This is a genomic window from Shewanella sp. FJAT-52076, from assembly GCF_019457455.1.
Lineage (GTDB): Bacteria > Pseudomonadota > Gammaproteobacteria > Enterobacterales > Shewanellaceae > Shewanella > Shewanella zhangzhouensis.
In genome coordinates this window covers 1,121,878-1,142,406 of record NZ_CP080415.1, presented here as the reverse complement: position 1 = coordinate 1,142,406, position 20,529 = coordinate 1,121,878, and the positions used below count along the sequence as shown (strand labels likewise).

Sequence of the window (20,529 nt, the reverse complement as noted above, 5' to 3'; positions counted from 1 at the left end):
TGACCATTGAGTCAGTCGCTGATCACTGAGCTTAATCAATCGATGGCGTTGAGCCAATCCGTCAGCGCCTGCAACGACGCCTGCCAAAGTTCCCTGAGTTCTGGCAGGCGTTTTTCTTGCCACTCACTTTCCGTTATCTCGCTGCGCTGGAGCGCCTTTTCCAGCTCAGCCGCTGCCTGTGCCAGCGCCTCCAAACCCATGCTGGCACTGGCGCCTTTTAGCGCATGCAGGCGTGTTTGACACTCATGCCAGTCCACGCCCCGTTCAAAGGCCGCAAACTGCTCTTCACTTGATGAGTGAAACTGCTGCGCCATTTCATCCAGGGTCTCGCGGCCGAGAATATCCAAATCGAGCTTAAGCTGCGCGGTGTTTAGCAAATCGCAGCTCAACGCCTCAGAGCCAGTGGTCAAGGCTTGCGCCCCGCTGACAGATGGCGCTTGTATCTGTTTCACTTGTGTCTGCTTCACTTGTGTCAGCGACGCTTGCGTCTGTGAGGCATCCCCCAGCCAATTGCCCAGCGCCGCCAGATTAAGCGGCTTGGCAAGCACTGTCTCTATGCCCGCCTGCTGATAGCCTGCCACCGCATCAATATCAACCTGAGCGGTAAAAGCCGCGACCAAAATGCCCTCTGGCAGCGATGGTAACAGGCTCTGACCATCACCATCGGGAAGTTGCATATCCAGCATCAGGGCATCGAAACGCTCCGATGCAAGCAGTCGCCGCGCCTCGGCCAAATCCCACGCCCAGCATGCCTCGTGGCCCAGGGTAGCGAGATAGCCACGGGCCACCAGCGCATTCACCTGATTGTCTTCCACCAGCAGCACCCGCCTGGGCGGCACGGCAACGAAGGATTGCGCTTCAGGCTCGGTCGGGGCATTGCAGTGAACCAGCGGCAGACTGAAACTGAAGCAACTGCCAACGCCCAGCTCACTTTCAACCCGAATACCGCCCTCATTGCCGCAGCAAGGCTCCTGGTCCGCTGCGGACATCAGCCACACCAGTTCACGGCTGATGGCAAGTCCAAGGCCGGTACCTCGGACCCTGCCCTGCACATCACCGGTTTCATAGGGGATAAAAAGCCGTTGCCGGGTCGCATCATCCATCCCCACACCTGTGTCGGTCACACTGAAATGAAGCCTTTGCCCCTCGGTGCTCACCCGTAACACAACAGTTCCACGCTGAGTAAACTTAATGGCATTGCCAAGCAGGTTTAACAGCACCTGCCTGAGTTTTGGGCCATCGAGGCTCACGTATTGCGGCACATCGGGCGCCAACAACTCGAGCCTGAGCCCGGCAAGGCTGGCACCGGCCAGCATCACACTCATCACCTCATCCAGCAGCCGGGGGAAATCCACAGGCGAGGGCTGAGCCTTAAGCTCACCTTTTTCAAGCCGCGAGAAATCGAGAATGTCTGATAATAGGGTCTGCAGCAGCACCGCGCTGTAACGCGACAGCCCCAGTAACTGATGCTGTGGCTCGGTAAGGCTTTTATCCTTATCGAGCAGCTCCAGAGTGCCCATTAACCCATTAAGCGGCGTGCGAATTTCATGGCTCATGGTGGCAAGGAAGCGGCTCTTGGCCTGACTAGCGCTCTCCGCCGCCTCCCGGGCACTGGCAAGCTCGGCGGTGCGCTCTATCACCTTCACTTCCAGCGCCGCCTTATGGCTGGCAAGCTCACGGGCACTTTCCCGCAGTTCGCCCGCCAGTTCCTGATTACGAATGGTTTTGGCTTTAAAGGCCTCAATGGCTTCTGCCATGGCGGTCAGCTCATCGTCGCCCTGGGGGTCGAGACTGATATCGGTATTGCCCCTCGCCAAACTGTGCATGGCGGCAGTGGCTTCCCCGAGGCGCACTGCTATGCCTTTGTAAATCACCCGGTACGACACCAGCAGAATAAGCAGCAACATGGCAAGGCCGGTTCCCCACAGCCCAATGCCCGCCCAGGAGAGCTGACGCAGATAGTCTTGGCGGGCCTCCAGCGCTTTGGCACTCTGGGTTTGCAGCGCCCTGTCGAGGCGCTGACTGAGACCAAACAGCTTATCCTGCAGCAGCTGTTGCAAGGAGTTAACCGAGCGGCTGGCGGTCAGAAACTCGGCTCTGAGTTTCAGCATCTCACCCACCCCCAGCAAACGCCGGGTTTCTTCTTCGAGGGAGGCCTGACGCACAGGATCACGCACCAGCTGGCTGACGCGCTTGAGTGGCCAAAGGCCGCTTTCCAGCGCGCCATCAGCTGAGCTATCCGCAGCGCCCTCACCGAGAATATCACCCAGGGGCAGCCCCGAGTCTGTGCCTTCATCGGCGAGCTCGGCCACCAGCGCAATACGGTTGATAAGTGACAGAGCGCGCTGCAACTGGCTTTGAATATCAAGCTCTGTTTCTATGATGTCATCGAGCAAACGGGCGCTGCGGCCCTGACCTGCCTGCTGCGGGTACGCCTGGCTGAGTTTCGCCAGAATGGCGGCATCCACCACCGCCAGCTCTGCCTGTACCAGCTCACGGGCATGGGCGCTGGCAAGGGCGAGGGTCTTGGCCTGCAGGGTCAGGGTGTCGTGCAGCTCAAGCTTTCGCCCGACCCTGTTGCCAAGCTCGGCAAGGGCCGACACAATTTCACCCGAGTCACGCCCCAGGGTACTGGGGGCGTCCACGGCGGTATCTACCCCAAGGCTTTTAAGCGTCTCGGCGGCGCTCAGCAGATTGCTGGTCTCAATGGACAGCTTACGGCCAATTAACTCCCGCTGATTTTCTTCGCTGACTCTGGCCAGCAGCTGGGTGTTTTCGGTGAGCGCCGCGGCAGACTGTACCAACTCCCTCGCCGCGTCTGATGCAGGTAACGATCGCTCGTAGAGCATATGGTCGGCCTGTTTTACCCATTGCAGGCTCACCGAACCTAAGCTCACCAGTAACAGCAACAAGGCGGCCAGCAGCACGAAGGCCAGAATGAGGCGTCCGGACAGACTGGAGAAGGACAATGAAGGAGGGGTCACAGGCTCACCTATAGCTGGTACACTTCGGCTGTGATCATCTTACGGAACTCTTGCCGTGAACATAAGCCCCAGGATCTTTTTACTCTTGATAGCGCTGGGAATTTCAACCGCCAAGGCCACCCCATGGCCACTTGAGCAGCGCACGCCCTTCAACGCCATCGAGCAGCAAAGCAAGGCGCTGATGCTGACGCCCCTTGACCGCGCCCAAACGCCCTGGAAGCTGTGTGTGCTGGTGCCCCACTTAAAGGATGCTTATTGGATTGGCATTAACTATGGCCTCGCGACTCAGGCCAAGAAACTCGGTGTCAGCTTTGAGATGTTCGAAGCCGGTGGCTATCCCAATCACGACCGCCAGCAGGCCCAGTTGGCGCATTGTTTACGTGGCGAGTTTGATGCTGTGCTGCTGGGCGCCGTTACCCCTCATTTGCTCAAAGACTTACCCGGTGAACTGAATAAGCCGGTACTGGCACTGGTGAACAAGCTGGATGATCCCCGGGTGGGCACTCATATCGGCGTGAACTGGTATCAAATGGGCAGCCTTATCGGCAATGCCATCAAAAGCCAGTTCACATCAGAGGCCAGTCTGGCGCTGCTCGCCGGCCCCGAGTCTGTGGGCGGAACCGACCTGGTTGAGCAGGGCATTGGGCAGAGTATCAGTGGCAGCAAGCTCAGTATCGGCGCCATTCGCCACGCCGACAACAACCGCCATCTGCAGCGGGAACAACTGCAGCAACTGCTGGAATCGAGCCGTCCCGACGCCATTGTGGGCAGCGCCGTGGCCATTGAAGTAGCGGTCAATCAGTTCGGCCAATCCCCGCCATCCTATCCCATAGTGCTGGGAGCTAGTTACTTCTCTCCGGCCATTGCCCGCGCGCTGCAGCGCAGCAAAATCGTTGCGGCCTGTGACGACAAGGTGGTATTGCAGGGCATGGTGGCGGTGGAATTGGCGGTTAGGCAATTGCAGGGCGAATCTGCCTTTGGCGATATAGGGCCGGCGATTGTGGTCAGAACCGCCGACAACAGCGATGCAGCAGCGCTGACGGATTCATTGCCCCCTGCCGAGTTCTATCCGGTTTACCGCTTTAATCCCTGACACTGGCAGCAAAGAGATAGCCTTCACCGTGAACAGTCACAAACAGCTCTGGGGTCAGCTTGCCACGCAGGCGGCGGATAATCACATCTATGGTGCGGTCGTTGGCATCCTCGCTGCGATGGCTGGTTTGCTGCATTAAACGCTCCCGCGACAACACCTGCCGTGGGTGCAGCGCAAAGGCCACCAGCAGCTCGAATTCCGCCTTGGTGAGCTTGATAACTTCGTCTCCCCGGGACAACTTGCGACTGCCAAGCTCAAGCACATAATCGTCGAACTCGATTCTGTCGTCGCCCTCATCCATGGCGGCCACTGCCTGCTGTTTTGCCTTGGTGACCAGGGAAATACGCCACAGCAGATTTTTCACCCGCACCAACAATTCTCTCAGCTCAAAGGGCTTGGTGACATAGTCATCGGCGCCCATTTCAAGGCCCACGATTCTATCGACGGTTTCATCCCGGCCACTCACCAGAATGATGCCCACCTCAGAGCGACTTCTCAGCTCCCGGGTCAGCGACAGACCGTCGGTTCCCGGCAGATTGATATCCAGCATAATCAAATCCACATGGGCCAGCGCCAGTTGCTGCCACATGTCATCGCCATCGGCGGCCTCCAGCACCCGATAACCTTCCTTGCTGAAATAGCCTTTGAGGCGGGTGCGAATAACCGCCTCATCATCGACGACCAAAACTGTGTAGGCCATGGGGTATCTCCGGGAACTTGAATGGCACCAGTATATTCATAATTTTTCATATTTCACATTCAGGGCGAAAGAACTGAGATCCCGCTTGCAACCCCAATGCTGAAATAACGGATATCATACGTAAAAGTGGGCTTGCACTTTTACAGCAAGTACCGCATGTTTTATGCTTAAACAAGTTTCAGCGGCCAGCCAAAAGGACACACCATGGACGAGAGGCGTAAGTTCTCCCGAATTCTGTTTGATACCGAGGCCCGGCTGTTTACCGATTCCCAGGTCTGGAAAACCCGTATTCTGGACTTGAGTCTCAATGGTGCTCTGGTCGTGTCACCCGATGATTTCTCCCCTCCGGGTAACAGTCTTTCACTGGCATTCTCGCTCCCAGAGTCAGATGTGGAAGTGCAGATGCAAACCCTTATAGCCCATCGAAAACCCGGGATGATTGGGCTTAAATGCGAACATATCGATGTGGAGAGTATCAGCCACCTAAGACGCATGGTGGAGCTGAATCTGGGGGATGCATCCCTGCTTAACCGGGAGTTGGAACACTTTATCGAAAGCCATGAAAAAGGGGACTGATGTCCCCTTTTTCATATGATTTGCACTTTGGTTTAAAGGGCTGCCAAGGCTTCAGCGAGCTTTGACACGCCTATCACTTCCATGCCCTCTGGCGGCTTTTTCGGCATATTGGCTTTGGGCACTATCGCCCGTTTAAAGCCGTGTTTGGCCGCTTCCACCAATCGTTCCTGGCCGTTGGGCACGGGCCGAATTTCGCCCGAGAGCCCCACTTCACCAAAGGCCACCAGATCCCGAGGCAAGACTTCTCCACGGAAACTGGACACCATGGCCAGCAGCAAAGTCAGGTCGGCACTGGTTTCAGTCACCTTCACACCGCCAACCACGTTCACAAACACGTCCTGATCCGACATCTGCAGGCCGCCATGGCGATGCATGACCGCCAATAACATGGCCAGACGGTTGGCATCCATCCCCACCGCCACCCGCCGCGGATTGGAGAGTGCCGAGTTGTCCACCAGCACCTGCAGTTCCACCAGCAGTGGCCGTGTGCCTTCCCAGACCACCATGACCAGAGAGCCACTGGAAGCCTCTTCTCCGCGAGAGAGGAAAATCGCCGATGGGTTAGCCACTTCTTTAAGGCCCCGCTCAGTCATGGCGAATACCCCAAGCTCGTTGATGGCACCAAAGCGGTTTTTATGGGATCGCAGGGTGCGGTAGCGGCTGTCGGAGTCACCTTCAAACATGACTGAGCAGTCGATACAGTGCTCCAGCACCTTGGGGCCAGCGAGGCTGCCATCCTTGGTAACATGGCCGACCATGATAACGGCGATACCGTTTTGCTTGGCAAACCGGGTAAGGAATGAAGCTGATTCACGCACCTGTGCCACACTGCCCGGGGAGGACTGCACATCACTCATGTGCATCACCTGAATGGAGTCCACCACTATCAGCTTTGGCTGTTCTTTAAGGGCGATGTCACAGAGGGTTTCGACACTGGTTTCTGAGAGCATCTTTAATTTGGAGGTCGGCAGCCCCAGGCGATGGGCCCGCATGGCCACCTGCTGCAGCGACTCTTCGCCGGTAACATAGAGCGCCGGCATGACTTCCGCCAACTGACACAGGGTCTGCAATAACAACGTGCTCTTACCCGCCCCCGGATGGCCACCAATCAGGATGGCGCTGCCGGGCACTATGCCGCCGCCCAGAACCCGGTCAAATTCGGTAAAGGAGCTCGGGATTCGGGGCAGCTCATTCAAATCGATTTGGTCAAGGGTTTTAACCTCAGATGCCCCGGCGCCTGCATATCCGCTGAAACGGCTGCTGCGGGTCGTAGTGGCGGCGCCAAGTCGCACTTCGGTAATGGAATTCCATTCCAGACAGGCGCTGCACTGCCCCTGCCAGCGGGGAAAATCCTGACCACACTCATTGCATACGTACGCGGTTTTATTTTTTGCCATAACTGCCTAAATTCTGTATAAAATTGAGTATAGAACCCAGAAAAGCTGCCGATAATAGACTAGCAATTCCTCTCTCCGATGGCACGGCAAAAAGACAAATACCCATGAGCCTGACCGAACATTCAGCACTGATAGAACAGCTCAAACCCCTGATGTTGGAACCCAACTTCCCGCAGGTGTTCGAGCAATTGACTGCGGGAGAGTCCAACTCGACCCGCTTTTTGCTGAAGATGGAATTAAATCGCCTCGGCTCAGAGTGCACCCGTCTGATTGATTTGCGTGACAAGTCTGAACTCCCCTGCGAAGAGTTGCGTGCAGGGCGTCAAACCCATTTCCTCGACGAGCCTGCCAAACAGATTTTCCAGCAGACTCTGGCCCTGTATCAGGGTAAATACACTCTGGGCGTGTATGAAGAGGTGATGAATGCCCATCGTAAGCGCCGGCAAAAATCCCAGGAAAATCCGTCAGCCGTTTCCTCTGCAGAATCTCAGCCTTTTACTGTGCCCGGTATAGTACTCGGCAACTATTTCAGCCGCACCGAAGAGCGGATGAATTACAGCATGAAAATTCTGGTATCGCAGCCGGGGCGAGGTGAAATCCCCGGGATCACGGCTGACCTGTCGGTGGGTGGTGCCCGCATACGATTGCCATCGAGACACCCGTTTTCCCTCGATATCCCCTTGAAGGTAAAACTGGTTGAACTGAGCCAGGAGTTTTATTACGAGGATCTGCAGCACGGGGTGGAATATCAGATAGTCAGTGCCGAAGGCAATGGCGAATTTACCTGGATGCGACTCAAGCGCCTTGGCGGCTCGGAAGGGCTGTCGGAGATGCTCGCCAATCTCATTCGTGGTTATAAGTTTCGCTATAAGGTCGATATCAACGACGTGCTGGTCACGGCCACAGGTCTCGGGTTTGAGCGCCATTACCTGCCTCATTTGCCACACTTGCCGCTGTTTCTGGACAACAGGGGCGATAAGCCCAGGTTAAGCCATCTACTGTTAAGCCCTGATAATCAGGCAATTTTGCATTACTTCCAGGATGAGAACGACATCAGCCAATTGGAAGGCATGTTGACCCCCGGCAGGCTTGCCATGGCCCTTCGCAATGCCGATGACGCCGAACACCGCACCTTTTTTTGCTTCACCCATAACGCCAACGGCAAACTGTTTTTCTATTCAGCGACCCTGGCTGAGCTTAAACACCGTAAAGAGCGGGAGCTCTTTTTTGGCTTCGGTGCGGGCAAACCCAGTTGGCGGGTGTTTAAGTTAACCCTGGATACCATAGATCACGGCAAGCGATACAAAAGTTCGGTGATCCCCGGAGACCCGGAAAACTATTCCGCCCTGACCGAGCAACAGCTCGCCAGCTTCAGCCACGTACTGCAGCTGATGGACCTGACCCATGACCCCGCGAAGTCGCAATATAAAGGCTGGTACAACAATGCCAACGCCAACGCGCTTAAAGTCTATGGCCAGAAGAAAGCGGTTCAAAGCAGCATTAAACAGGTATCACTGGAATTCAGTGAGAGGCGCAGGGAGGCCAGGTTTGCCTTTAAAACCCTGGCAGAAATTCACCAGGGTGGTTTGAAGGTACAGGGACTGACCAACGACATTTCCAGTCGTGGGCTACAGGTGGTGTTGGATAATGCCAGTGCCTTTGAAGAAGGCAAACCCGTGACCCTCTCACTGCCAAAGCTGCAGGCCATTGCCGGTAAAAGCCGCTTGGTTGACCTGCCCTATCGCCTGGTGAAATCCCGCAAGGACGGCATGGTACTGCACCTTGCAGCCATCATTGGCCATGAAGTACATCCCGGGGTCGAATTTCTCAACAAGCTGATTGTCCATAATCGGGAGAAGCTTACCCAGCTCAGCGAAAACAACAGTGACATTAAAGAGCTGTCGGACGGCCTGAAAAACCTGGTGATGCGCAAGCTTTACGGCGTGCCTTTCTTTATCGAAAAAACCGCCAAGACGCAGGTTGTCAGCTTCCTCGGCACCAGCGTGCAGGGCCATGACATTACCGACATGTTTGCTGCGCTGAGCAGCGAGCCTCAGCATTATAATCTGTCACCACTGCTTGGAAATGGCATACTGAAACAGGCGGTCCTGGACCCCATACGAAACCTGCGCCCCAACGATGAAATGAGCTACGTAGAGCTGTTTGTGCAGGTGATGCGGCAATCCAGAGGCGGCATACTGCTGAAGTTTGTACCTTCCGAAGAGCTGGGGTCAGTCGACACACAACTGAACTTTATCAACCAGAGTAATCAGGTGGGTAAGTTTATGGCTATCCGTCTTTACCGCGGCGCCACAGGTAAACCAGACAACAGCTGCATTCGCCGGGAACTCGAATACATACATATACACGCGCAGCACAAGGCCAAGCAACTTGAAGAACAGTTGTGGCGCATCGTTGGCGTGGGAGAGTTACTGGATGTCACGGACGAAGTTGTGCTTCGTTTCCCGGCGCTTGCTCAGTAAAAAGCGGCCTAGTTAAGCGGGTCTTTCAGCGCCGTCACATCAAAGCCAAGCAACCAGTCAGCCACCTGTATAAAATGATCCGACGGGGCATCAAGGTGTGTCAGCATGCCTGCATGGTCGTAGTCGTGGCGATATCCACTTTCCCGTGACAGCAAGGTATAGCGGGCATCGGCTGCGCAGCATTCTGCCATCATGTCTTTCACATCACTGGGGTTACCCAGCACAGTATCCCGGGCACCCGCAATAAACCAGGCCGGTGGCAGGCCATTGGCCCTGGCCGCGTTGGCATAGTCAAAACCGTCATCATGATCTATCCAGTCACCACGCACCCAGTCGATGCTCTCGCTGAGGGATCTGATACTCTCGTTATCCATCCCGAGTTTCAGGCTATCGGCCGGTAAATATCCGCGCTGTGTGGCGATGGCTGGGGCGAGCCGGTTCCAGAACATGTCCACCATCCACCATTTTTTAAGCGAGCGGGTTCGGATGGTTCTTTTGCTGCCAAAGGTCAGCAAAGACCGCACCCTGGCTGCCATGTCCGGGTATCTCACCAGGCTGCTTGCCATCAGAACTCCGCCCCAAGAGTGGCCACACCAGTGTACACCCTGCGTTAACGGATGGCGCTCGAGAATGAATGCCTGCACCAGAGGTAACTGCTCGCGGATAACCTTGCCCTGCCCCGGGTCAATACCTTTGGACAGCTTTGGGGTACTCAGGCCCCGTCCCGCCGTGTCCAGTACATACACTTCAAACCCCTGCCGGGCCAAAAAGCTCGCCAGTCCCCGCCCAGAGTCGCTGTAAAACACCCGGCCATTGGACATGGCACCGTGAAGCATCAGCAAGGGTGAGCGCGCAGTAGAAGGGGAAGCAGGACTGATATGCCTAAGGTGCAACTGACCGCCGTCGTAAGGTAAAAACAACGATTGCTGGGAAATAGTGTCTTTTTGCTGGGGGCTGGAAGAAGTTTGGGTCGAAAGCGCTGTCATGGTTATCAAGGTCTGTGCCTGGGCCTATATTCAATCAGGCTAAACCAGAGCACAGACAAAACTCAAGAGCAATTACTCAAACCTTCGGGATTTCAGGCTTGTAGCAAGAAGGGAAGCACCCTCAAATCCAGGGTTTGAATACGGGCATCGGCAGCTGCAGCCAGTTTGGGCTTGGCATGATAAGCGATGCCAAAGTCGGCTCGCTGCACCATGGGAATATCGTTGGCACCATCACCAATGGCGAGGCGTTGACCGTCTTTAATACCGTATTCATCGCCGAGTCGACTGATTACATCGGCCTTGAAGTCGGCATCGACCACGGTGCCTGTCACTTCGCCCACCAGCTTGCCATCGGCAATGACCAGCTCGTTGGCAAAGGCAGCGTCCAACCCAAGCGTGGCCTTGAGATGCCCCACAAACGGCGTGAAGCCGCCAGAAGCGACCACCAGCTTCCAGCCATGGGCTTTAAGCTCGGCCAGCATCTCGGTCAACCCGTCCATCAGCGGCAGGCGGGCGCACAGGGTATCGATAATGCCTGAATCGGCACCGGCCAACTTTGCCACCCGTTGACGCAGGCTCTGCTCGAAATCAAGCTCTCCCTGCATGGCTCGCTCGGTAACTTCGGCGACGGCTTCACCAACACCCGCCATGGCAGCAAGTTCATCGATACACTCAATCTTGATAGCTGTAGAGTCCATATCCATCACCAGCAGTCCCGGATGACGCAGTGAAGGCAGAGATTCGGTGACGGGAAAAACTTCCAGGCTGGCTACGCCATCAAATGCTGCCGGCAGATTGTCCTGTCCTTTGGATACCAACTCTAACCCTTTGAGGGCATTGCTTCTCACCAAGGGGGCGACCGCACAGTTAAGCACTGCCAGGCGAGTAAAAATCAGCTCCTCGGTGGCTTGAGTTTCCCATACCAATCTCACCCGCTCTCCTTGTGGCGCTTGCCCTTCTTCATACAGGCTCAATTTGCCCTGACGGGAAGCCGCCAAAGCGTGAAGACGGGTTTGCAGCACATACTCAGAGGTGTTTTCCATGGGTGAGAGTTCTCCGGCTATCCGCTTGATGCCTTATCCTTTATGATTAGCTCAAAGCGTCAATTTTTAAGGGTCAAGGTGTTGTATCTTAAAGGACTAAAGAAAAGCCAGAAAATCAGCCGACTGCTGCAGATTGCCATTGCACTGGCGCTGCTGGCGGGGCTTGTCCAGCTGTGGCAGTCAAGCCTACTACAAGGCCAGCAGCTTCTGAAGTCCCAAACCGAAAAGATGGCAAGATTGTTGGTACAACAGACGGCCTATGGCGCTGCACCGGCGTTGCTGTTACAGAACGATGAACAGTTGCAGTGGCTAGCCACGGCCTTGGTGGAGGATCCCAAGGTAATGGCAGCGGCCATCTATGGCGAACAGGGCACTCGCCTCTCCTTCGCCCAAAGCTTGTCATCCGAATGGCTGGAGGCCGATTCTGAGGAGCTGAAAGACCTGCTCGCCCCCTTTCCGCCCTATGTAGAACCCGTAATGCAGGGAGACAGAAACCTGGGTTATGTTGAGGTTCGCCTGGAACCCAAGTTATTTTTGGCCGAGATTGAAGAAGCCCACAAACTCAATATGGAGCAGCAGCAAATCATGCTGTTGGTGGCGGGTTTGATTGGCATGCTGTTGTCTCGCTCTATGTCATTTAAGCGTGCCCACTTTGACCGACGTAAGTTCAAAGCCAAACGACTGCTTGCCACCATGACGGGTGAAAAACCAGAAGAAGTGATGAGCCCGGTTGAGACACAGCCGGAGCAAGGTAAGTCAAAAACGGAGCAAGGTGAGTCAAAGACGGATAAAGCGCTTCAGGCCCCAGACTCAGCTGAGATGATGAATTCAGAAATCCGCAACGCGGTTAATACCGATGCAGATAAAGAGCATGATCGCGGTAAAGGCAACTGAGAATAGCCGCCCACGCTGGAAACATGTCGATGCTGCAATCCAGCCAGATGCAAAAGCATAAAAAGCACCGATAACAAAAAGGCTCCCTAGGGAGCCTTTTTCGTACCTGACAGGCCAAGGCCTGTCACAGATTCAGCATCAGAGGTTGATGGCCGCATCCAGGGTCATGATGATCATATCGTTGAAGGTAGTCTGACGCTCATCAGAGGTGGTCTTCTCACCGGTACGGATATGATCAGAGACAGTTACCACACACAGGGCGCGGGCACCGAACTCGTGGGCTACACCGTACAGACCAGCGGCTTCCATTTCTACGCCGAGCACGCCCATCTTTTCCATCACGTCGAACATTTCAGGATCGGGAGTGTAGAAAAGGTCGGCAGAGAATACGTTACCAACGCGGGTCTGGATACCGTGGGTCTTGGCAGACTCAACCACGGCACTCAGCAGGCTGTAGTCGGCGATAGCGGCAAAGTCCTGGCCCTTGAAGCGCAGACGGTTAACCTGAGAATCGGTACAGGCGCCCATACCGATGATCACGTCACGAACCTTAACGTCAGTGCTGATGGCACCACAGGTACCTACGCGAATAAGGTTCTTCACGCCGTAATCTTTTACCAGCTCAGTGGCGTAGATAGAGCAACTTGGGATACCCATGCCAGAGCCCATCACAGAGATGCGCTTGCCTTTATAAGTACCGGTGAAGCCCAGCATGTTACGCACATCGGTAACCTGCTCAACGTTTTCCAGGAAGGTTTCGGCAATGTACTTGGCACGCAGCGGATCGCCCGGGAAAAGTACGGTTTCAGCAAATGCACCTTCTACAGCATTAATGTGTGGTGTAGCCATCTGTATAACCCCTGTATTTTTGATTAAGACTTAAGTCTTTGATAATAGGCGACTCAAAGGAAGCCGCCAAAACGAAACTTTTTCAGCCACCCTTAGCGGGCTGGCATGAATGACTCACCGTATTCCATTGCCGCCAAACCAAAGTAGCTGGCAATAGACTGACCTATATCCGCAAAGCTACCGCGCTTCCCCAGGGACCCCGCCTTGAGACCGGCACCATAAGCCAGCACAGGCACGAACTCACGGGTGTGGTCGGTACCTTGCCAGGTTGGGTCGCAGCCGTGGTCGGCAGTGAGCAGCAGCAGATCGCCTTCTTCCAGCAGCCCCATCAGCTCTGGCAGACGGGCATCGAAGTATTCCAGTGCCTTGGCATAACCGGATACGTCGCGGCGATGGCCGTAGTGGGAGTCAAAATCGACAAAGTTGGTGAACACTATAGTGTTGTCACCCGCCTGTTTGATTTGCTCAAGGGTGGCATCGAACAGGTCTTCCAGGCCTGATGCCTTTACCTTCTTGGTGATACCGCAGTGGGCGTAAATATCGGAAATTTTACCCACACTCACCACTTCACCACCGGCTTCTTTGAGCTTATCCAGCACGGTTTTTGATGGCGGCTCAACCGCGTAGTCGCGACGGTTGCCGGTGCGGGCAAAGTCGCTTGGACCTGTGCCTACAAATGGACGGGCAATCACACGGCCGATGTTGTACGGCTCCAGCTCTTCGCGGGCGATTTCACACAGGCGATAGAGATTCTCAAGCCCGAAGGTTTCTTCGTGGCAGGCAATCTGGAATACGCTGTCGGCAGAGGTGTAGAAAATCGGCTTGCCGGTTTTCATGTGCTCTTCGCCAAGCTCTTCCAAAATGGTGGTGCCAGAGGCGTGGCAGTTACCCAGGAACTCGGTTAAGCCCGCACGCTCAAGAATTTTATCGGTGAGCTCTTTTGGGAATGAGTTTTGATGCTCGCTGAAGTAACCCCACTCAAACAGCACGGGCACACCAGCCATTTCCCAGTGCCCACTGGGGGTGTCTTTACCTGAGCTCAGCTCCTGACAGTGACCGTAAGCGCCGATGATATCGACGTTGCCACCAAAGCCTGGGGCAAATGCACCGGTCGCTTCTTTGGCTGCATGGGCGAGACCCAGACGGCTTAAGTTTGGCAGCTTGAGTTCACCTTCACGGCCGTTGTTGGCTTTACCATCGGCGCACATTTGTGCGATATGACCAAAGGTGTCTGAACCTACGTCGCCGAATTTGTCTGCATCATCTGCAGCACCTATGCCGAAGGAGTCCAGCATCAAAATAATGGTACGTTTCATAACTCTTCCCCTTACAGATCTTCAGCACGGACGTACTGATAGATCTCAGGTGTTTTTTCAGGTTGCTTATCGCTGACCGTGATAGCCCCACGAACGGCCTTGGCGGCTTCTTCGAAAGCGGCCTCAGACTGCGCATGGATTACGGCAAGCGGCGTGTCTTTGTTTATCGACTGGCCAAGGGCGCACACGTTGGACAAGCCCACACTGTAATCCAGCGCATCACCGGGCTTACGACGACCACCACCCAGAGTGACCACCGCAAGACCCAGCTCACGGGTCACCATACTATAGGCAAAGCCGTCACGTTCTGCGTACACGGGGCGTACTATGGATGCCTTGGGCAGATACTTATCGTAACTTTCAACAAAATCTGCAGGACCACCCAGACCAGACACCATCTTGCCGAAAATCTCGGCAGCGCGGCCGTTATCCAGCACTGTGTTGAGCTTGACTCGGGCGTCGGCTTCATTGGCCGCCAGACCTCCCAGCACTAACATCTCGGCACACAGGCCCATGGTGACTTCATAGAGGCGGGGATTACGGTATTTACCGGTCAGGAAATCCACGGCTTCTTTCACTTCCAGCGCGTTACCGGCGCAGGAGGCCAGCACCTGATTCATGTCGGTGAGCAGCGCTGTGGTTTTGGTGCCAGCACCGTTAGCCACGGCGGTAATAGAGCGCGCCAGTTCCAACGAGGCTTCGTAAGTAGGCATAAAGGCGCCGCTGCCTACTTTCACGTCCATCGCCAGCGCATCCAGGCCAGCGGCCAGCTTCTTCGACAGAATCGATGCAGTGATAAGAGAGATAGACTCGACAGTGGCCGTGTTGTCGCGGATGGAATAGAAACGCTTGTCGGCAGGAACCAGATCGCCTGTTTGGCCAATAATGGCAACCCCGGCTTCTTTTACCACTTTGCGAAACAGCTCGCTGGAGGGCTCCGTTTGGTAACCGGGAATGGCGTCAAACTTGTCCAGTGTGCCACCGGTATGACCCAGCCCGCGACCTGAAATCATGGGCACATAACCACCACAGGCTGCGGCCATGGGGCCAAGCATCAGCGAAATCACATCGCCGACACCGCCTGTGCTGTGCTTGTCGATGACAGGGCCGTTCAACCCCAGACTATCCCAGTTGAGGACGGTACCTGAATCACGCATGGCCGTGGTCAGCGCTATACGCTCGTCCATGGTCATGTCATTGAAATATACCGCCATACCCAGCGCGGCAATCTGTCCTTCGGATACGCTGTTGTCGGTAATCCCTTTCACAAAGAATTGAATTTCTTCTTTGCTGAGAGCCTCTGCGTTGCGCTTTTTGCGAATAATCTCTTGTGCCAGAAACATACTGCTGTCTCCAAGAATGTCGGTAGCCTTCAGTTTCTACCGACAATTCGTCCTCTGGAACGTCGAAACTGTAAAAATATTACAGACTCATATTAGCCAAAGATGAAGCTGACCGTTTCGACGCGGATCACAAATCAGACCCGGGCTCAGTAGCCTTGGGCGCCTTTTGGTGCTTCTGCCAGCTCCAGGGTGTGCAGCAGGCTGCTAAGCAAGCTGGAAGCACCGAAGCGGAAGGTACGTGGAGTCACCCAATCTTCACCGAGGATGCGAGCCGCAGTGCCAAGGAACTCGGCTGCCGCTGCGGCATCACGCACACCACCGGCAGGCTTGAAGCCTACAGCGCGGTTCTTATCGGCGATCACGGTCAGCATGATTTCAGCGGCTTCCAGAGTGGCGTTAACTGGTACTTTACCGGTGGAGGTCTTGATGAAATCAGCACCTGCATCGATAGAAATTTCAGAGGCCTTACGGATAAGGGCTGGATCTTTCAGCTCGCCGGACTCGATGATGACTTTAAGGAGCACATCGTCACCACAGGCTTCTTTACAGGCTTTAACCAGCTCGAAGCCCACGGTTTCATCGCCTTCCATCAGGGCGCGGTATGGGAATACTACGTCCACCTCGTCAGCACCGTAAGCCACGGCCGCACGGGTTTCGAGCACAGCAATCGCGATATCGTCGTTACCGTGAGGGAAGTTGGTCACAGTGGCGATTTGGATATCTTCAGCATCAAGTTCAATCAGCGTCTTGCGGGCGATGGGAATAAAACGGGGATAGATGCAGATAGCGGCGGTATGACCGGCTGGAGTAACGGCTTTTTTGCAAAGCTCAATCACTTTTTCGGCGGTATCGTCGTCGTTCAGCGTAGTGAGGTCCATCAACTCAATGGCACGCTGGGCTGCTTTTTTAAGATCGCTCATAGTTGTTCTCCGAGACGTAATTCAAATGAAACAGAAATCTAGTCCTGGGCAACGCCGTGAGGTGGCAGGTTGTTGGAATAATTATGGCCGGGCCTTCAGGCGATGCCAGATGTCATGACGACATAGCTACAGGTATTCAGTGTCGATAATGTTTACCACGACTTGAATCCTTGAAGACCGGAAAGGGGAAACAGTGAGTTTCTGCTTTCCGCGAAAAATCCCTTTTAACGCGAGAGCTCACAAACCTTACTTAAACATGCTCTTTGGGATAAAACCATGCTTGAGTAAAGATTAAGACCTAAGCATTAAGCATGGAGCCGTGCAACGCACGGCTCCACAGTACAATTAGAAGTTGTACTTGGCAGTGAAGATAGCCGCATCGTGGTAAGCAGCAGTGCCCAGCTTGTGATCAGCATAGCGATACTGCAGACCGAAGGTCAGCTCTTGAGTGGCGTTCCACCACAGAGATACTGCACCGTTCTGACCGGTAGACTTCAGAGTGTACTGAGTACCGTTGCCACGGAACTGGTCTTCACGGGCGAATTCAGTTTCGTGCCAGTTGGTAACCATGAACTTCTGGCCACCCAGTTCGAAGTTGTAACCCAGAACCCAACCAGCCATGTAGCCGTTGAAGCCTGAACCAGCGAAGGTTTGGTTTTCGTAGTGTACGCCCAGGAATGGCTTGATCCAGAAACCTGAATCAGTGAATACGTCGTAGCTCACACCCACAACCAGGTTCTGGTCGAAGAAACCTTCGCCGGCAACAGTCAGGCTGTACAGGTGAGAGTAAACGTTCCAGTTGCTGCTACCGATGTTGGCAGCGATAGAACCTTTGGCAGCGATACGGAAAGAGTCAGTAACTGGGTTACCGCTGAAGTCACGCTCGCTCTTGTTGATGTTTTCTGGGTTTTCCAGATCGACGAAGCCGTATACGTCACCCCAAGAGTAACCAGCACCGCCTTCGATTTCGAGGTATACGAAATCTTCTTTAGCACCACCGTAACCGTTGTTAGAACGATCTTCTGCTTTAGCGGTCCAGTCCAGGTAGTTCACGGACATGTTAGAGAAGCCGTAGAACTGTTCAGCTTGAGCAGCACCGGTAGACAGAGCAGCAAAAGTAGCGGCGGCAACAGCCATCATTTTAACGTTTTTCATCATCAACCCCATTTATCTAGGTTTGCTGCTCGAGGCAGCGTTTTTATTTTGCCCGTGTATTCTACCTTGCCCGTGCGAAAGCACAATATTGGCGGCAGAAAACACGAACATTAAATTCTTATTTGTGAACAACGTCGTGAAACGACCCCTTAGCCCAATTAACCATTTTTACAATTGGTTTACATTAAGCCCCATCGCCGATTGTCTCAGTGATGGATAAGTTTCAGACGATTCGTTGGAAAATGGTTGTATTAACAGGGGCCCCGATATCAGGGCCCCTCTGCGCGATTAAATCGCCAGGAACAGACCTGCGAGAGTCGCACTCATCAGGTTCGCCAGAGAGCCGGCGATAACAGCACGGATACCCAGCTTGGCCAGATCGTGGCGACGGTTAGGCGCCATGGCACCCAGACCACCCAGCAGAATGGCGATAGAAGACAGGTTAGCGAATCCACACAGAGCGAAAGATACGATAGCCTTGGTACGGTCTGACATAGCAGCACCAGTCTCAGCTACTACGATACCGCCGTCAGCGATGTCCTTCAGGTAAGGAGCAAAGTTCAGGTAGGCTACGAATTCGTTCACAACGATCTTCTGACCGATGAAAGAACCGGCAACCAGGGCTTCGTTCCATGGAACACCGATAAGGAATGCCAGTGGCATGAAGATGTAACCGAGGATCAGCTCGAGGGTCAGACCTTCAACACCGAACCAGCCACCTACACCACCGATGATACCGTTGATCATGGCAATCAGACCCACGAAGGCAATCAGCATCGCGCCTACGTTCAGGGCCAGGTGCATACCAGAAGAAGCACCGGCAGCGGCAGCGTCCAGAACGTTGGCTGGCTTGTCAGGATCTTCTGGCAGCTCATCCATTTCGTTCTTGGTGTTTTCAGTTTCTGGGTGCATCAGTTTGGCCATCAACAGACCACCTGGAGCGGCCATGAATGACGCAGCTACCAGATACTCAATCTTAACGCCCATAGAAGCGTAACCAGCCAGAACAGAACCCGCGATAGAAGCCAGACCGCCCACCATGATGGCGAACAGTTCAGACTGAGTCATGGTTGGGATGAATGGACGCACTACCAGAGGTGCTTCAGTCTGACCTACGAAGATGTTCGCAGTAGCAGACATAGACTCGGTACGGCTGGTACCCAGGGCTTTTTGCAGACCGCCACCGATGATACGGATGACCCACTGCATGATGCCCAGGTAGTACAGTACGGCAATCAAAGAAGAGAAGAAAATGATAACTGGCAGTACGTTGATGGCGAAAATGAAGCCAACTTTGAACTGAGCCAGATCACCGAACAGGAAGTTGATACCATTCTGACCGTAACCGATAACGGCAGATACACCGTCAGACACAGTCTTCAGGATGTCTTTACCCCAAGGTACATACAGAACGAAGCCACCAAAGGCAGCCTGAATAGCCAGCGCACCGCCAACGGCACGTACACTGATCGCCTTTTTGTTATTGGAAAGGAGGAAACCTATTCCAAGTAGGACTGCAACGCCTACCAAGCTCATTAATATACTCATTAACCATCACCCTTTTGTTAACACTTTTTAGTTATGTTGTTAACCAACCTATTTCCGAGCAAGATTATACCTTAGCCCTTGCTGAAAATCGTCGTTTTGATCAAATTTTTGAACTTAAATTTCAACCGCTTAGCAACAACAAACATTGCGACAAACACCTGTTTAAGTGAAAAAACCTATAGCTCAAACAGTTGCGTTACATTGCTTAACAGTCGTTCTGATATTAGAACATTGGATTTTTTTTGCAAATGGGCCATTTTGGTGACAATTTGACCAATTAAGAGGGGGGAATTACGACTTCCTCTAGCACTTTTGGGTGCCATTGCGGGCGAATCTGTCTCGCAAATGAAACTTTCTATCGGTAATGTCTCAACAACTTTATGCAGCTTTTTCGCATCATCATTCAATAACAGGCCGCCGATACCCAAAAGATATCCCAGCTCAATATAGCGCTTGGCTACTTCAACGCTGCCATAAAAACCATGTATCACCCCTCTGCGAGGTAACGAATGACTGGAAAGCAGGGAAATCAGGGGTTCGTGGGATTTAACACTGTGAAGAATAACCGGCAATTGATGTTTGCTGGCAAGCAACAACTGGGCTTCTAACGCCTGCAGCTGCCAGTGCCAGTTCCCATCCCGGATCCTATCCAGACCACATTCACCCACAGCAACCAACTTCTTATCACTGCGGTGGCTGTCCAATCGTTCGGATAATTCATCTATGGCACTCTGCCAATTGGCGTCCACATACCAGGGATGCAGACCCAGCCCATAGGGACAGGCATATTGGTGGGCAACCTGAAGCTGCCTGTCCCAATGGGCAGGAGAAACGCCGGGAATAATGCACGTCGAGATGTTAACCTCTGCCATGGCCGCAAACACTGCGTCTCGGTCGGGGTCAAACTCAGGAAAATCCAGATGTGCATGGCTGTCAATGAGCCTCAGGGATGCCGACAAAGGTTTTTCCTCCGATACTCATGATGAAGAGTTGCTTGTATTCAGGATAAATGCACTAAATCAGCCCATCGAGCCTCATTGTCTGTGTTTGTCGCTCTCTGGGGAATTTGTTGTCAGGCGCTCGTAAGATGCGACCGTTGCGGGGGGCATCCCTGAATGATCTGCCCCGGTATGCCTTGAGCACTTTGACTCGAGCTCGGGCTCTTCCAACCTGGGGGCACAGCAGCGTCGATTTTCCGGTGCCAGTCCCATGCGGTCACACCAATCCGTGTAGGCTTTCCAA

16 protein-coding genes are annotated in these 20,529 nt (G+C 54.1%); 4 read left to right on the top strand and 12 right to left on the bottom strand.

All coding sequences use genetic code 11. The annotated features are described in order from the left end of the window. Positions 1-35: 35 nt before the first annotated feature. On the bottom strand, positions 36-2,984 hold the full coding sequence (torS, locus tag K0H79_RS05000) for a TMAO reductase system sensor histidine kinase/response regulator TorS (protein WP_220077522.1): 2,949 nt from the start codon (positions 2,982-2,984) through the stop codon (positions 36-38). A gap of 55 nt (positions 2,985-3,039) precedes the next feature. Here torS and torT point away from each other — a divergent pair, with 55 nt between their 5' ends. Further along, positions 3,040-4,077, top strand: a complete 1,038-nt coding sequence (gene torT, locus K0H79_RS04995) for a TMAO reductase system periplasmic protein TorT (protein ID WP_220077521.1) — start codon at positions 3,040-3,042, stop codon at positions 4,075-4,077. Here the strand turns inward: torT and torR are convergent. Beyond that, positions 4,067-4,777 carry a two-component system response regulator TorR gene (torR, locus tag K0H79_RS04990; RefSeq protein ID WP_220067043.1) on the bottom strand — a complete coding sequence of 237 codons (711 nt, stop codon included), beginning with the start codon at positions 4,775-4,777 and terminating at the stop codon, positions 4,067-4,069. The genes torT and torR overlap by 11 nt on opposite strands. Positions 4,778-4,981: 204 nt before the next feature. Between torR and K0H79_RS04985 the strand changes: the two genes are divergently transcribed. Next, positions 4,982-5,353, top strand: coding sequence for a PilZ domain-containing protein (locus tag K0H79_RS04985; protein ID WP_220067042.1), 372 nt, complete (start codon positions 4,982-4,984; stop codon positions 5,351-5,353). Positions 5,354-5,385: 32 nt separating this feature from the next. Here K0H79_RS04985 and radA read toward each other — a convergent pair whose 3' ends face one another. Continuing rightward, on the bottom strand, positions 5,386-6,750 hold the full coding sequence (gene radA / locus K0H79_RS04980) for a DNA repair protein RadA (protein ID WP_220067041.1): 1,365 nt from the start codon (positions 6,748-6,750) through the stop codon (positions 5,386-5,388). Between the two features lie 104 nt (positions 6,751-6,854). On the opposite strand from radA, the gene K0H79_RS04975 reads away from it, so the two are divergent. After that, positions 6,855-9,233, top strand: a complete 2,379-nt coding sequence (locus K0H79_RS04975; protein WP_220077520.1) for a PilZ domain-containing protein — start codon at positions 6,855-6,857, stop codon at positions 9,231-9,233. Positions 9,234-9,241: 8 nt separating this feature from the next. Here K0H79_RS04975 and K0H79_RS04970 read toward each other — a convergent pair whose 3' ends face one another. Both K0H79_RS04970 and serB read right to left on the bottom strand, forming a co-directional pair. Beyond that, complete coding sequence (locus tag K0H79_RS04970) at positions 9,242-10,219, bottom strand: alpha/beta fold hydrolase (RefSeq protein ID WP_220078093.1); 978 nt, start codon at positions 10,217-10,219, stop codon at positions 9,242-9,244. A 92-nt stretch (positions 10,220-10,311) separates the two neighbouring features. After that, entirely contained in the window at positions 10,312-11,262 is a 951-nt protein-coding gene (gene serB, locus K0H79_RS04965) for a phosphoserine phosphatase SerB (protein WP_220077519.1), read from the bottom strand. Positions 11,263-11,340: 78 nt separating this feature from the next. Between serB and K0H79_RS04960 the strand changes: the two genes are divergently transcribed. After that, entirely contained in the window at positions 11,341-12,156 is an 816-nt protein-coding gene (locus K0H79_RS04960; RefSeq protein ID WP_220077518.1) for an AhpA/YtjB family protein, read from the top strand. Between the two features lie 138 nt (positions 12,157-12,294). Here K0H79_RS04960 and deoD read toward each other — a convergent pair whose 3' ends face one another. From deoD to K0H79_RS04925, 7 genes are all read right to left on the bottom strand, one after another. Next, positions 12,295-13,005 carry a purine-nucleoside phosphorylase gene (gene deoD, locus K0H79_RS04955; RefSeq protein ID WP_126166104.1) on the bottom strand — a complete coding sequence of 237 codons (711 nt, stop codon included), beginning with the start codon at positions 13,003-13,005 and terminating at the stop codon, positions 12,295-12,297. Between the two features lie 92 nt (positions 13,006-13,097). After that, positions 13,098-14,321, bottom strand: a complete 1,224-nt coding sequence (locus K0H79_RS04950; protein ID WP_220077517.1) for a phosphopentomutase — start codon at positions 14,319-14,321, stop codon at positions 13,098-13,100. A gap of 11 nt (positions 14,322-14,332) precedes the next feature. Then, positions 14,333-15,664 (bottom strand): thymidine phosphorylase, encoded by a 1,332-nt coding sequence (gene deoA, locus K0H79_RS04945; RefSeq protein WP_220067036.1) that lies wholly within the window; start codon positions 15,662-15,664, stop codon positions 14,333-14,335. Between the two features lie 146 nt (positions 15,665-15,810). After that, positions 15,811-16,584 (bottom strand): deoxyribose-phosphate aldolase, encoded by a 774-nt coding sequence (gene deoC, locus K0H79_RS04940; protein ID WP_220077516.1) that lies wholly within the window; start codon positions 16,582-16,584, stop codon positions 15,811-15,813. 345 nt (positions 16,585-16,929) lie between these two features. After that, the gene (locus tag K0H79_RS04935; RefSeq protein WP_220067034.1) at positions 16,930-17,739 is read right to left on the bottom strand and encodes an outer membrane protein OmpK; all 810 of its coding nucleotides are present in this window, start codon (positions 17,737-17,739) and stop codon (positions 16,930-16,932) included. A gap of 288 nt (positions 17,740-18,027) precedes the next feature. Continuing rightward, on the bottom strand, positions 18,028-19,287 hold the full coding sequence (locus K0H79_RS04930) for a NupC/NupG family nucleoside CNT transporter (RefSeq protein WP_011759087.1): 1,260 nt from the start codon (positions 19,285-19,287) through the stop codon (positions 18,028-18,030). Positions 19,288-19,463: 176 nt separating this feature from the next. After that, a complete protein-coding gene (locus tag K0H79_RS04925) occupies positions 19,464-20,246 on the bottom strand; it encodes a TatD family hydrolase (RefSeq protein WP_220077515.1) in 783 nt (260 codons plus the stop codon). Between the last annotated feature and the right edge of the window lie 283 nt (positions 20,247-20,529).